Origin of the sequence: Rhodococcus sovatensis (assembly GCF_037327425.1) — a bacterium.
Classification (GTDB): Bacteria; Actinomycetota; Actinomycetes; order Mycobacteriales; family Mycobacteriaceae; genus Rhodococcoides; species Rhodococcoides sovatense.
In genome coordinates this window covers 4,524,553-4,538,665 of the sequence record NZ_CP147846.1, presented here as the reverse complement: position 1 = coordinate 4,538,665, position 14,113 = coordinate 4,524,553, and the positions used below count along the sequence as shown (strand labels likewise).

Sequence of the window (14,113 nt, the reverse complement as noted above, 5' to 3'; positions counted from 1 at the left end):
GGACGGCTCGACAGCAAGGTCGGCTCGAAAGCGACCGTGCGGCTAAACTCCACTCCCATGAGACTGCTCGTGACCGGGGGCGCCGGGTTCATCGGCGCGAACTTCGTCCATCTGACCGTCGCCGAGCGTCCTGACGTCGAGATCACCGTCCTCGACGCCCTCACGTACGCGGGCAACCGGGCATCGCTCGCCCCCGTCGCAGACAAGATCGATTTCGTCGAAGGCGACATCGCCGACAAGGACCTGGTCGACGACCTGGTGCAGAAGACGGATCTAGTCGTCCATTTCGCCGCCGAATCACACAACGACAACAGCCTCGCGAACCCTTGGCCGTTCGTGCACACCAACGTCATCGGTACCACGACGTTGCTTCAGGCCGTGCGTGAATATGACGTTCGCTACCACCACATTTCCACCGACGAGGTCTACGGTGACCTCGAACTGGACGATCCGGCGCGCTTCACCGAATCCACCCCGTACAACCCGTCGAGCCCCTATTCCTCGACCAAGGCGTCGAGTGATCTGTTGGTGCGGGCGTGGGCGCGATCGTTCGGCGTACGCGCGACAATCTCCAACTGCTCCAACAACTATGGCCCATATCAGCACGTCGAGAAGTTCATTCCACGGCAGATCACGAACATCTTGTCGGGCCTGCGCCCGAAGCTCTATGGTGCAGGGCAGAACGTACGTGACTGGATCCATGTCGACGACCACAACAGCGCCGTCTGGACCATTATCGACAAGGGCGCGCTCGGCGAGACCTACCTCATCGGCGCCGACGGTGAGAAGAACAACCGTGAGGTTCTCGAGACCATCCTCGAAGAGACCGGGCAGGCCGCCGACGCTTTCGACTTCGTCACCGACCGCCCGGGCCACGACCTTCGATATGCGATCGACTCCACCAAACTGCGCACCGAACTGGGCTGGACCCCGCAGTACGTCGACTTCCGTAGCGGACTGAAAGCGACTGTCGACTGGTACCGAGACAACGAGAACTGGTGGCGGCCGCAGAAGGATGCGACCGAAAGTGGTTACGCCCGAACGGAGTCCGTGCTCTCCTAGCTTTTCGACATACGGTGACGCAGCAGTAGGTAGACTGCGCGGCGCATGAACGAGGTAGCGAGGGCCTTGACGTTGCCGAGTCGAATATCCATCGCGGACAGAAGGCCTGGCTCGGCAGCTCCGAGCGAACGGTGGAAGTCGGCCGCTTGTCGCGCCTGCTGGGTCGCGAGTTCGACGCTCCACTGACCGGAGTTGATGCGGAACGTGGCCAGCGGCCGCTCGATGGCGACAACGTCACCCTGTAGCGCGACGCCGATGAACGTGGCCTGATCGATGAGGTACGGGTGGCTGTTGTCCCACAGGCCGATCTCTCGTAGCGCCGACAACTTCATCATGACGCAGCCTGGCTCGCCGAAGATGTTGGCGCCCGCGCGTACTGCAGTCCGGGCAGCGACGCGCCCCGATACGAGCCCGGACAATCCACCGAGCCCGCGGGCGGCGATCACCGTCTTTCCGTTCGCGTCGATCAACGTGCGTTGTGACGCCACGAGAACGGCCGACGGGTGCTCGTCGAACGCTGCGACCTGAGCTTCGAGCGAACTGGGAAAGATCGTGTCGTCACCGCAGACGAGCTTGACCAATTCGCCTGTCGCCTCGGCAGTGACGCGATCCCAGTTCCGTTTCGCACCACCGCCTGTCTCGGTCGTGAGCACTCGAATGCGCGAATCGTCGTACTTCTCCACAACGGCGAGTGTCTCGTCGGTCGAAGAGTGATCGGCGATGACGAGTTCGAAGTCGGTGAACGTCTGATCGAGAATGGATTCGATTGTCTCCCCGATATATTCCGCGTTGTTGTATGCGGGTACGACGACTGATACACGAGGGCTCATGTGGTTGTCTTTCTACGAAACGAAAAATCCCGATAGCCGAAGAAGCTGGCGACGGCCATGATCGCGGTGACGACCAATTGCGATGGGATCGGTGGGAAGTGCAGAAGCGAAACCGCCACGGTCATCAACGAGATGTTCGCGACGAAGGCGCCGAAGTTGACGATGAAGAATCGCACCAGATCTTTGAAGAAGTGTCCTCTGACTCGGAACACCAGGTATCGGTACATTGCGAAGGCGCACAGTACATTACAGAGGTAGCCGAGGACAATTGCAGCGTGATAGCCGTACTGTTCACCGATCAGCAATTGGAAGACGATGAACCAAGCGGTACCCAGTGCGGTGTTGACGCCGCCAACCAGCAGAAACGCGAGTGCCTGATTCTTGATGATCCGCATCAGCGGGCCGGGTGAGCCGGACATGCCGGCCGGCGGCGGAGGTGTGTGCGATTCGGTCATCGCCCTGCCGCCAAAGCCTGTCGAGTCGCATGCAACGTCGACGCGATACCGGCGGGCAATGTCCTGTGTGTCCGTCGATCGATGTCGGTGAGCACGGTCGACCGCAACCGAAGGTCGCGGCCTTGAAATGCGGCGAGGGGTGACGCGGCGAGGACGACGTTAGGACGTCGACGAAACACGGTGCGGCACGCCCCGAGGATCGATCCGATGGTGACAGCGGAACCCGAGGCGTAGATCTTCGTCATCGGCGACGAGGATCGCGGCGGCGGTAATTCCAGTGTGTCAGCCACCATTTCGGCGGCGTCCGTGACGAAGAGATAGTCGCGGAGAGTGTCCATAGGAACGTAGATCGAAACCGGGGACGCCATCAGATACCCGCGGCACAGATGCGAGATCAGTCCCTGCGGCTTACCGAGGTTCTGTCCAGGACCGTACAAATTCGCGAAGCGTCCGATGACGACGTCGATTCCTGTTCGAACGCCGAAGTCCTGGGCGATCGCCTCGGAGTCGAGCTTCGCTCGGCCGTAGTCGCCGAGCGGAACCGGTTGCGTCGCTTCGTTGTGTGGCGCACCCGTCGAGCCTGCATAGACGCCGCCCGCCGACGATGCGAGAAAGAAGGTACCGTTGCCGCGGCGTTCACCGGCCACGGTGCTCACCTTGGTGAGAATGTCGGTGACGAGTTCGTTTTCGAGTGCGAATTGGTCTGCCGTCGTTCCGTTGACGCCGGCGCCGGCGGCCCACACGATGTTCCACGAGTCTTCACCGGTGACGTCGAAGAAGTCGGTACATTCTTGCAGTAGACGCGATTTCGCCGATTCATGATCTGCCCACGGGATGGCACTCGTTCGGACTCGGTGTCCCCGGCGTCGAAGTTCCCGGGCCACCGAGGAACCGAGAAGCCCTCCGCTTCCGATGACCCAGGTGCAGTGCGTGCTCACGTGGGTGTTGTGTGTTCTGGTGGCTCGGGCCGAGTCGCGGTACGGCCGAGCGGCCCGTCGGCCGGGTCGGCGACGATGAGGTAGGGCGGTTTGCCCATGGCTGTCTTGACGTTGACGCCGACGTATTCCGCGACGACGCCCAGCGAGAACAGGGTCGCTCCGAAGCCGAACAGCAAGATGACCATCGTCGATGCCCAGCCCTGTACTTCCGTGCCCACGTCGAACAGCAGATACGACGCCAGCACCCACAGTACGAGCACGAGACCGAGAATCGCGAAGGCGACGCCGATGAAGCTGACCAGCCGAAGACCCTTGGTGCCGCTGGACAGAACCATGCGCCAGAAGTGCGAGAGCAGTGTGCGTACGTTGTAACCCGAGCGTCGGCCGTGCTCCTCGCGCAGCTCGACCGGACTGGTGGTGACCTCGCCTGCGATCCACCCGAGGGCGACGTCGAGGTAGGCCTCGGAACCTGCGTAGGCGGCGACGGATCGGCCGACCTCACCGAGGACGAGTCGGTAGCTCTGGTAGCTGACCGTGCTGTCGGCGCCCATTGCCGTGGCGATGAGCCACTTCGACCCCCGCGATGCGGCGTTGCGCCACAAGCCGTGCGGTGCGGCGTTGGTCGGCTTCGCGTAGACCACCGACGACTGACGATCGAGGGCTGTGTCGAGTAACCCGCCGATGTCGGCTGGGTCGTGCTGTCCGTCCTCGTCCATCGTGACGATCCACTCGCCGCCGCTCGACGCCATACCGGCGAGGGTTGCGGGATGCTGCCCGAAGTTTCGGCTGAGCCACACTCCCCGCACGAACGAGTGGTCACTCACGAGTTCGCGAATGACGTCGGCCGAGCCGTCGGGTCCATGATCGAACACGAGGAGTACTTCCTCGACGACGAGCGGCCTGCCGGACGGTGAGTACGTGCGTGAGGTCAGCGGAAGGATCTCGTCGATGAGGGCCCGCAGTGTCCGCTCACCCTGGTAGACCGGCACCACGATGGAAATGCGGTGCGCGGCGGGGACAGCGTCGGACGGGTGGGTCACGGGTTGAAAGCCTATCTGTTCGCTGCGGAACTGCTCGATTCCACTGTCACATCTGCGGCAGTGTCCTCGGCCGGAGGGGACTGCGCCGGTCGTGCCGGGCGACGGCGTCGCGCATCCAGTACGACCAACGTGAGCAGTAGCAGAACGCCGCCGGCCATCCCGACGAACCCTAGCTTCTGGCCGGGGGGCCGGAACTCGATCGCCAGGTCTGCGTCCGTCGTGCCCGGCGGGAGGTCGACGTAGAGAAAGATGTCTGCCAGCCCCTTGGTCTGGAGTGGCTCACCGTTGAGAGTCGCGGTGTATCCGGGCCAGGCCAGGCGCGCGAAGACGACGCTTCCGCCATCTATCGAGGTGACGCGAACGTGCTCGGAATCGGCGCTGGACGACTCCGGAACGGCGGTTGCGTCGACCGTCGCGACGATGCGACCGGTGTTGGCCGGTATCAATCCGTTGATACGTTCGAGGACGTACGTCTGACGCGCGGAGTCAGCGGTCGGTGGGGTCACCCACTCCCACCCTGCGGGAGCATCACGCGCGTCGGCCAGCGGGTATTGATTCTTCTGGAGTACGACGCGGTCCAACCGCATCAGGTCGGCGAAGGTCTTGCCGGTGTAGGGCTCGATCAGGAACAGGCGTCGGAACGCGTCTGAACACGTCGAACCCTCGTGCTCGAAGCACAGCAGGTTGGAGAAGTCCTCGTAGCCGACGGGTGTGTAGGCGTTGACGTAATCGAGGCCCATGATCTTTGCAGAGTTTCCGTAGACCTGGGAGTGCCAAGGGAGCTTGGGATCGTCGGCGCTGTCTGCGCTGGTCTCGGTCAGTGTGCGATTGCCGAGTTGGAGCGTCGCTCCCTGCCACTGAGGGAAGCCGGCGTCCGCTTCCGACTGCGAGGTCGGGAGCCACCACTTGTCGAACGGCGGATCGTAGGAGGCCACCTGGTACATCGCGACGGGGGCGATCGTTGCGATGAGCAGGGCGGCAGCAGCCCGCGTCGAAAAGCGGTAGGCAAGAAAGACCACGAGGCCGCCGACGGCGATGATCAGGAGTCCGGACACGACGTGACGGCCGAACAGTTCGGGACCGGACGATCCGGCGCGGAGCACCAGAACGAACGTCAAGAGCGACGCGGCAAGCAGACGCGGGCGCAGACGATCGAGTGTCCCGTAGCGACTGAGAAGGACCACTACGAGGATCAGCGCGACGATCGCAACGAACGGCAGGATGCGCGCAGGCCATCGGATGGGTCCGATATCGCTCGGTCCTGCAGTGAAGACGAGGGCGAACACGAGGAGGATCAGCGGCGCGGTGAGCTCGCGTAATGAATCGGGAACCCGCCGCCACGCGATGAACGCGAGTGCAGGGATCAGAAACCACGCGATGTAGGTGACCGGTGAGGCAGTCGTCTCGCCCGTCCACGACTCGATGCTGGTCACGGACGACGGGATGCTGGCGGTCAAGGTCTCGGACCAGGGAGCCGTCAGGAAGTTGTCGTTGAAGGTGCCTTCTTCACCGCTGCGCCACGTCACCGACGAGGTCAGCAGGCCGGGAAGGAACGTGATAGCCCCGCATGCTGCCGCTGCGATACCGACCGCCGCGACGCGGGCAGCCGGCCGCCACAGTCGCTGGTGAACGTATTCACCGATCGCCACGGCCCCGATCATCACTCCGGCCATGACTGCGGCGTGCACGTAGCCGACGCTGATGGCCAGGTACAGGAACGCGAAGGGAACGATCGGACCCGATCGACCGCGTGCGTAGGAGACCGAACTGGCCCACGCGTTCATGATCCACGCAGTGCCCATCAGCGCAGTGACCCACGAAGTGTTCTCGAAGAACAACGTGAAGCCGACGAAGGGAGCCGAGGCAGCGGCGACCGCCGCCCACGCAGGCCGGGCGCCGTAGACGAGTGCAACGCGGTACACGCCCCACGCGAGCACGATCGAAAATGCCAGTTTGACGACCGTCGCGAGCAAGGTGAGGTTGTCGATCGATGGCGAGATGTAATTGATCGCCATCTGAACCGGATTCCACAGACCACCCTGGCCCTCCACCGGATAGTTGCCTGCCATCCATTGGTCGAGTACCAGCGACGGGAACTGGCCCTCGCGCATGATCCGACCCAGCTGTAGCCAGTTGGGGACCGCGCCCGACTCCGTGTCGTCGATGTAGAAGAACCGCGGATCGACGGCGAGCACGAGGCCGTAACCGATCACTACGACGACGGCGATCAGGGCGCCCCACGCGAGACGCTCCCTGCGGCTGCCGAGCATGAAAACGTGCGTGCGCTCTGTTCGGCTGAGGGTCACTTCTGCTCCGTGAGTATGGATGAAGACACCCGACTGTATCCCGCAGTGCCGTACAGATCCGAAACGACGCGGCGCTGCGTGCGTTGGGGTGTCTCGGCGGCGGCCTGTGCGACCATGGACGGTGGCACGGAGTACGCACGGCTTCGGCGCCGCACTGCACATGGCTCGATTCGAAGAGACTCGAGCGCGAAAGATGGGGTATCTCCAGGTATGGACGGCACTGCACTCAATCGTCGGGACGCGCCGCAGAACGGGCTGACAGGTCGCGGTGCAGCCGGTTCCGACGCGCTGACGGCTCAGCGCTTGCTGTTCGACGGGCCATCTCCTCTGGTCAGCGCCGATATGTACGCAAACGTTGTCAAAGGCAACGCGGAGCGGGCTCGCCATTTCGCAAAGCTCGCCAAGCGGACCGTCGTCGAGACCAACAGTTACTTCGGTCGTTTTCCGGCCAGCTACTGGCAGCGGTGGACCGAGGTCAACGAGGTCAGGTTCGGCGCAACCGTCACCGGTTCGGCACGCATCGACGTCGTTGCCACCGACTTCAAGGGTCGCAAGCGCACGGTCGCGAGCACCACCGTCGACACCGAGGGCCAGGCCAGCCGGATCGTCGTCCCCGCCAAGGTCCAGCAGTTCCTCGACGGCGGGGCGTTGTTCGTGCGGTTCACCACCACGTCGGGTGAGCTGACGGTCGAGGATGCGGATTGGACCGTCGACGCGCCCGCGGCACTCCGTCCTACCTCCGTCGTCATCTGCACGTTCAATCGCGCCGACGACTGTGCCAACACTGTCGCGGCCATGGCCGACGATCCGATCGCACTGCACGGCGTCGACAACGTGTACGTCGTCGACCAGGGCACCGACCAGGTTCAGACGCGGCCGCTGTTCCAGCGCGTGGCCGCCGAACTCGGCGCCAAGCTCGTCTACATCACCCAGCCCAACCTCGGAGGTGCGGGCGGTTTCACGCGCGGACTGTTCGAGGTCCAGGGCAAGGGCGGAGACCCGGCCAACGTCGTGTTCATGGACGACGATGTCCTGTGCGAACCGGAAGCCATCGTTCGGATGAATGCCTTCGCCAACAAGACCGTCGAGCCCGCGATCGTCGGCGCGCAGATGCTGTATCTGCTGCATCCCGATCGAGTACACGTCGGCGCGGAGGTTGCGAACCTGCAGAAGCTCGAAGCTGGTCTGCACGTCAAGAACGCGATCTCCGACAAGAGTGCATTCAAGAAGAAGCAGGACGTCCGCGTCGACGCCGGCTACAACGGATGGTGGTCTTGCCTGATCCCGTCCGAGATCGTCGCGCAGATCGGGTATCCACTGCCGCTGTTCTTTCAGTGGGACGACATCGAGTACGGCTACCGGGCCCGCGCCCACGGTTTCGCGACCGTCACGTTGCCGGGTGCCGCGGTGTGGCACGCGGACTTCGCATGGAAGGACTGGGACGAATGGCACCGGTACTTCAATCTGCGCAACGGAATGATCACTGCCGCACTGCATGCCGGTCTCGACGGTAGGAAGCTGGCGCGCCAGTTGAGCACCGATCTGTTCCGTTACCTGGTGTCGATGCAGTACGGGATGGCGTTCACTTTGATCAAGGCCATCGAGGACTTCCTCGTCGGGCCGAGCAAACTGACCGACGGCGGCATGGATGCGGCGTCGGCGATTCGGCGTGACCGGGCCGCATACAACGAGACAAAGCGCTACAGCGCCAACGCAGTCCCCGATATTCGGCCGGCGGACATGGTCATCACTTCCGCGGGCCCGAATCCGCAGAAGAGTCTCGAATGGGCCGTGCTGGCCAAGCGGGTCGTCAATCAATGGCGAGGCAGGCTTCATCCAGGACCTGTTGCGATCTCGGCCGACGACGCGCATTGGTGGCACGTGTCGCTGTTCGCGCATGCCGTCGTCACCGATCGGTCACAGGAGGGTGTGCGAGTTCGTAAGCGCGACAAGGAGGCTGCGGTCGTTCTGCTCAAGCGCGGCTTGACTGCGCTGCGACGACTGCGCACCGAAACCGAGGTTGTTTCGGAGTCATACCGGTTGGCGACGCCGGAATTGACGAGTCGGGAGAACTGGGCGCGCCTGTACTCCGTCGACGAATAACGTCTCGGTGGGCAGCGGTCGAGTAGGTACGGTCGGGGCGGCAAGTTCGGTCGGAGTCTTCGCGTTCGTCCTCGGTGTGCTGGGCAGTTGGGTTCCGTCCCTCTGGTACGACGAGGTCGCGACGGTGTACTCCAGCCGGAGGTCCATCGGCGAGCTCCTCGATTTCCTGCGGTCCACCGACGCCGTCCACGGGGGCTACTACTTCGGTATCCACCTGTGGGGCAGTGTTTTCGGGTTCTCCGAATTCTCGGTTCGATTGCCGAGCGCGATTGCCGTCGGGGTGGCCGCCGCAGGCGTGGTGACCCTCGCCGCCCGCTTTTCCGATCTCGGTGCGGCGGTGTTCTCCGGCGTGGTCTTTGCGCTGCTCCCGAGGGTGACGTGGGCTGCGGTCGAAGCGCGTAGTTCCGCGCTCACGGCCGCGGCGGCGGTGTGGGTGACAGTTCTTCTGCTCGTGGCGTTGTCGTCACGGTCGCGCCTGTGGTGGGTTGCGTACGCGGTCGTGCTGACGGTGTCGATCGTGTTGTTCGTCTATCTGGCGACAATCGTCGTGGTTCATTTCGCAATCCTGCTCATACTCAGGCGCTTTCGGGTGTCGATGCTGCCCTGGGATTTGGCGGTTCTTGCTGCGCTGGCCGTTGCTCTGCCATTTCTGCGTGTAGTGCAACGCCAGGCGGGCCAGGTCGGGTGGATTCCGCCGCTGGATTCCAACTTCGCTCGCATCGTGTTCGAGTACCAGTGGTTTCTCGGTACACCGATGTTCGGTGTTGTGTTCGGGGTCATTCTCGTTGCTGCGCTGGTGTTCACCGTGCGCAGTCGTGAACGGCCTTCCTCCGAAGGGACCGCGTGCATCGCGATCGCACTCGTGTGGATAGCCGTACCGATGGCGATCATGGTTGCGTACTCGCTCGTGAAGTCGCCGATATATCTGGACAGGTATCTGACGTTCACTACTCCCGCGGTTGCACTCCTCGGCGGGATTGCCCTGGGGCAGCTTCGTGCGGTGCGCTGGCTGCCGTACGTTGCCGTCGCTGCACTCGCGCTCGCGCTGATCCCCGGATATTCGAGTCAGCGTCTCTACGGGGCGAAGCCGCTCGGAATGGACTTCAGCGAGGTGAACGATTTCGCGAAGGCGAACATCGGACCCGGTGACTGCGTGCTCTTCGGCCGAGCCGCATGGAACCCGTCGTCGCAGCGACTCGTCGAAGACGTAGACCCGAGTGCGTTCGCGAACGCGCAGGATGTCGGGCTCGCTATCGACGCGGCCGAATCCGGCCAGCTCTGGGACGTCGAGAAGCCGTTGTCGGACGTGCAACTCGACACGTGCACCGTGCTCTGGTACTTCACCGATCGTGAACGCGACGAGGTCGAGAACCTCAGGCTGACGTCGAACGACAAGTGGGCGCTGCAGCCGTACCACTTCGAAGACTCCAGCGAATACGCGTTGCTGTCCTCGCGTGGCTTCCGAATCGACAGCCCAGTGACCTTCGATGGGACGCAGGTCGTTCGGCTCGTGCGCTAGGGGGCTCCGCCCCCACTGGCGCGGTTAAGTGCACCCAGGTGCACTCAACCATGCCACTACAGCGACGGCGCCTTCCGAATCCGAACCACGACCTGCTCGTTGTCCGCGGTGTATCCGAGGTAGTCGAACTCCGTTCCGGTGCGACCGACGAACTCGGTCCACGCCCGGTACTCGTGGTTTCGCCAACCTGGGAAGTTGAAGTACTCGTCGAACACGATGACCGTACCCACGGCCAGACGATCGGCGACGAGGTCCAGGACCGTCACCGTCGACGAGTACAGGTCGGCATCGAGATGCAGAAACGCCAACTTGTCCTTGCGGCTCTTCAGGAACTGCGGCAGCGACTCCTCGAACATCCCGGGGACTATCTCAGCGCCCGGCACCGTCGGGACGTTCTCCTGCTCGAATAGACCTTTGGGAAACCCGGTACGCCACGTCTCCGGTAGCCCGGAGAAGACGTCGAACCCGGCGACGACCGTGATGTCCTTCTTAGACGCCATCTCCTCGGCGATGATCTCGAGGGTGGTGCCACTGGCGACGCCGAATTCGAGCGCCATTCCCGGAACGGACACCTCGCCGAGTGCGAAGCGCAACGTTGCGTGTGGGCGAAGGAATGTCGGGGCCTTCGGCATGACCTCTTCCGCGAACTCGGCGCTCTGCGCGGCGGCCTCGACATCGGACGCGTACGGGATGTCCCGCCGCATACGCATTTCGAGTCCTCGAATGAACGCGTGGAGATCATCGATCTCGCGTCGTTGGCGTTCTAGGATCTCGAGCAGCTTTTCCTGCTGATGTCCGGTCTGCTCGGCGAGCTGCGCGGTCTGCTTGTCCAGAACCTCACCGATTGCGCGTTGCAACTTCTCCCGCGCCGAATGCCGAATCCGATCCGTCAGCTTCCGAGGTTCCGTCATGCGCACACGGTAGCCGAGGAGTCCGGCGCGCGTCCTAACGGCTCGTTCCGCAGAGGTTCATTGCAGGGTGCGCCTCCGGCGCAGTGGCACGATTGAGTGCACCAGAGGAACCTTAACCGCGCCACTGGGGGCGGAGCGCCCACCTTGCCACTGGGGGGCGGAGCGCCCACCTCAGCGCCGAAAGTGCTCCCGACGCCCGAGCCGGCGAAGCCGCAGCCACTCCGCCAGACCCTTGGGATTGTGAGTGGTCACAAGGAAGAACCAACCGAACCGAATCCACTCCTGCGGGAGGAGCTTTCGCATCCCGGGCTGAGACATGAGATAGCCACGGTTCCGGTAGGTGAAGTAGCGCTTGGTGGGGTCGTCGGGATACTGGGTGTGCATCCGACCCCCGAGGATCGGCTTGAACTCGTCGGCGCCGTTCGGGTGGACGTACGCAGCGGTCAGACAGGTACCGAACTTGAGCCCCGAACGCTGCAGCCGACGATGAACCTCGACCTCGTCGCCGCGCACGAACAGCCGCAGATCCGGTACCCCGACCGCATCGATCGTCGACGCCTTGAACAGGGCACCGTTGAACAACGACGCGATACCTTCGAGCAGATCGTCGTCCGGATTACGCGGATCGATCAGCTCGGATCGCAGCCGACGCCACTCGACGCCGCGTCGCAACGGGAACGCGAGCCGATCCGGGTCGTCGATGTCACAGACGACGGGGGACACCTCGTCGAGGTCGTGCTTCAGCGCGCAGGCATACAGCGTTGCAAGCACATCGGGGCCCTCGGGACGCCCGTCGTCGTCGGCGAGAAAGACCCAGTCCGCGCCGAGCGAGAGCGCGTAGAGGATGCCGAGGGCGAATCCGCCGGCGCCCCCAAGATTGTGATGCGACCCAAGATACGTCGTCGGAAGCTCAGCCGATTCGACGAGTTCGCGAACATCGTCTTCGTGGGCATTGTCGACGACGACGAGGTGGTCGAGCGGCCGGCTCTGGTGCGTGATGACATCGAGCGATCGAGCCAGCAATTCGCGACGCTTGTGCGTCACGATCACCCCGATGATCTTCTCACTCACCCGCGTCATCGCCCGGTCGTGCTGCATTCTCTGGTCGTTCCGCAGGCTCCACTGCTGCATTTTCTGGTCGTTCCGCAGGCTCCACTGCTGCATTTTCTGGTCGTTCCGCAGGCTCCACTGCTGCATTTTCTGGTCGTTCCGCAGGCTCCACTCCCGCATCCCGGGCGAGCTCTTTCAGAATCGTCGCCACATGATCGCCCGCATCGTCACCCTCGTACGCGCGCACGACGTCTTCGATGCCGCCTTCCTGACGGATCTGGCCGTGGTCGATCCACATCGCGCGATCGCACAGCTGGGCGAGGAACTCGTTGGAATGGCTGGCGAAGACGAGGATGCCGGAGCGCTTGACCAGCTCCTGCAGGCGAATACGCGCCTTCTTCATGAATTCGGCGTCGACGGCCCCGATGCCCTCGTCGAGCAGCAGGATCTCGGGATCGATGCTGGTGACGACGCCCATTGCGACGCGCACGCGCATACCCGTCGAGTAGGTCCGAAGCGGCATGTCGAGGTAGTCGCCGAGTTCGGTGAAGTCGGCGATCTCGTCCATCTTCGCGAGCATCTGCTTGCGCGTCTGCCCGAGGAACAGGCCGCGGATGATGATGTTCTCGTAGCCGGAGATCTCGGGGTCCATGCCGACGCCCAGATCGAACACCGGCGCGACGCGGCCGCGAACCGAGGCGCTGCCACGCGTCGGCTCGTAGATGCCCGATAGCAGACGTAGGAGCGTCGACTTGCCTGCGCCATTGTGCCCGACGAGTCCGATGCGGTCGCCGTCCTTCAGGTTCATCGTGATGTCGCGGAGGGCTTCGACGACGACGACGTCGGAGCTGTTCCGGTCGATCGCTCCACCCGCTTTGCCGAGGAAAGCCTTCTTGAGTGAGCGCGTCTTGGCGTCGAAGATCGGAAAGTCGACGCACGCGTTGTGGGTGCTGATGCTGACGGACATGAGATGAGCCCCTAAACCCAGTAGGGCACGCGGGCCCGGTACTTCTTGAGAGCGAGAATGGTCAGCACCCATCCGACAACCGTGCAGCCGATGACGATGTACCAGTGGTACAGCTGCTGCGGCTCACCGATCATCGGTGCGCGCACGATATCCAGGTAGTGGAACAGCGGATTGATCTCGACGATCCTGGCCCGCTCGGCAGCCTGCCCGCCCTGGTTGACCAGGCCCTGCGTCGTCCACACGATTGGGGTCATGAAGAACAGCAACGTGACCATCGACTGGAGAATCGGCGCGATGTCGCGGTAACGGGTGGCCACGATGCCGAAGAGCAGCCCAACCCAGATCGCGTTGACGATCAGCAGCGCGAACGCCGGTATCGCAGACAAATCCGACCAGCTGAACGACGGCCGGAAGATCGCGATGATGATGACGTACACGATCAGGTTGTGCGCAAACAGCAACACTTGACGCCACACCAGTCGATACACATGCACCGACAGCGCCGAGGGCAACTGCTTGATCAGCCCCTCGTTGGCGACGAAGACGTCTCCGCCTTCGAGGATCGCGGCGCTGATGAAGGTCCAGAGGATGAGCCCGACGGCAACGTGCGGTAGGAACGTCTTCAGGTCCATGTTCAGCAGGACGGAGTACAGCAGGCCCATAGCCGTGGCCTGAACTGCTGTGGCGATCGTGATCCAGAACGGTCCGATCACCGACCGGCGGTAGCGCTGCTTGATGTCCTGCCAACCCAGGTGCAGCCACAACTCGCGCTGCGTGAAACCCGTCTTCAGATCGCCGAATGCACGTTTGAAGGTGTACGAGTCCGAAGCGGGAACGGTCACACGCTCTCCTGCTTCGTTCTCGGGATTCTTTGCTGGTGCCGACACGACGGTCGACCTTACCCGCACCCAACACGTCGTTCCGCAGGCTCC

General features: G+C 63.3%; 11 protein-coding genes and 1 pseudogene. 3 read left to right on the top strand and 9 right to left on the bottom strand.

The annotated features are described in order from the left end of the window. Positions 1–57: 57 nt before the first annotated feature. Entirely contained in the window at positions 58–1,062 is a 1,005-nt protein-coding gene (gene rfbB / locus WDS16_RS21225) for a dTDP-glucose 4,6-dehydratase (protein ID WP_338887453.1), read from the top strand. Here rfbB and WDS16_RS21220 read toward each other — a convergent pair. The 5 genes from WDS16_RS21220 to WDS16_RS21200 are packed head-to-tail and all read right to left on the bottom strand — an operon-like array spanning position 1,059 to position 6,631. Beyond that, a complete protein-coding gene (locus WDS16_RS21220) occupies positions 1,059–1,892 on the bottom strand; it encodes a glycosyltransferase family A protein (RefSeq protein WP_338887450.1) in 834 nt (277 codons plus the stop codon). The genes rfbB and WDS16_RS21220 overlap by 4 nt on opposite strands. After that, positions 1,889–2,347: a GtrA family protein gene (locus tag WDS16_RS21215; RefSeq protein ID WP_338887448.1), complete on the bottom strand. Its 459-nt coding sequence runs from the start codon at positions 2,345–2,347 to the stop codon at positions 1,889–1,891. Before WDS16_RS21215 ends, WDS16_RS21220 begins: the two co-directional genes overlap by 4 nt. Further along, positions 2,344–3,285: an NAD(P)-dependent oxidoreductase gene (locus WDS16_RS21210; protein ID WP_338887446.1), complete on the bottom strand. Its 942-nt coding sequence runs from the start codon at positions 3,283–3,285 to the stop codon at positions 2,344–2,346. The genes WDS16_RS21215 and WDS16_RS21210 overlap by 4 nt, the downstream gene beginning before the upstream one ends. Next, the gene (locus WDS16_RS21205) at positions 3,282–4,286 is read right to left on the bottom strand and encodes a glycosyltransferase (RefSeq protein WP_338893560.1); all 1,005 of its coding nucleotides are present in this window, start codon (positions 4,284–4,286) and stop codon (positions 3,282–3,284) included. The genes WDS16_RS21210 and WDS16_RS21205 overlap by 4 nt, the downstream gene beginning before the upstream one ends. Positions 4,287–4,336: 50 nt before the next feature. Beyond that, entirely contained in the window at positions 4,337–6,631 is a 2,295-nt protein-coding gene (locus tag WDS16_RS21200; protein WP_338887444.1) for a hypothetical protein, read from the bottom strand. A 210-nt stretch (positions 6,632–6,841) separates the two neighbouring features. Here WDS16_RS21200 and WDS16_RS21195 point away from each other — a divergent pair, with 210 nt between their 5' ends. Together WDS16_RS21195 and WDS16_RS21190 are read left to right on the top strand one after the other, a co-directional pair. Continuing rightward, positions 6,842–8,734: a glycosyltransferase gene (locus WDS16_RS21195; protein WP_338887442.1), complete on the top strand. Its 1,893-nt coding sequence runs from the start codon at positions 6,842–6,844 to the stop codon at positions 8,732–8,734. Between the two features lie 7 nt (positions 8,735–8,741). Next, positions 8,742–10,253, top strand: a complete 1,512-nt coding sequence (locus WDS16_RS21190) for a glycosyltransferase family 39 protein (protein WP_338887441.1) — start codon at positions 8,742–8,744, stop codon at positions 10,251–10,253. Positions 10,254–10,309: 56 nt separating this feature from the next. Here the strand turns inward: WDS16_RS21190 and WDS16_RS21185 are convergent, their stop codons facing one another. The 4 genes and pseudogenes from WDS16_RS21185 to WDS16_RS21170 all read right to left on the bottom strand — a co-directional run bounded on the left by WDS16_RS21185 (position 10,310) and on the right by WDS16_RS21170 (position 14,068). Beyond that, the gene (locus WDS16_RS21185) at positions 10,310–11,164 is read right to left on the bottom strand and encodes a TylF/MycF/NovP-related O-methyltransferase (protein WP_338887440.1); all 855 of its coding nucleotides are present in this window, start codon (positions 11,162–11,164) and stop codon (positions 10,310–10,312) included. A 171-nt stretch (positions 11,165–11,335) separates the two neighbouring features. Then, positions 11,336–12,244 (bottom strand): glycosyltransferase family 2 protein, encoded by a 909-nt coding sequence (locus tag WDS16_RS21180; RefSeq protein ID WP_338887439.1) that lies wholly within the window; start codon positions 12,242–12,244, stop codon positions 11,336–11,338. A 148-nt stretch (positions 12,245–12,392) separates the two neighbouring features. Beyond that, positions 12,393–13,181, bottom strand: a pseudogene (locus WDS16_RS21175) (ABC transporter ATP-binding protein); the annotation flags it as partial. A gap of 11 nt (positions 13,182–13,192) precedes the next feature. Beyond that, complete coding sequence (locus WDS16_RS21170; RefSeq protein ID WP_338887437.1) at positions 13,193–14,068, bottom strand: ABC transporter permease; 876 nt, start codon at positions 14,066–14,068, stop codon at positions 13,193–13,195. Between the last annotated feature and the right edge of the window lie 45 nt (positions 14,069–14,113).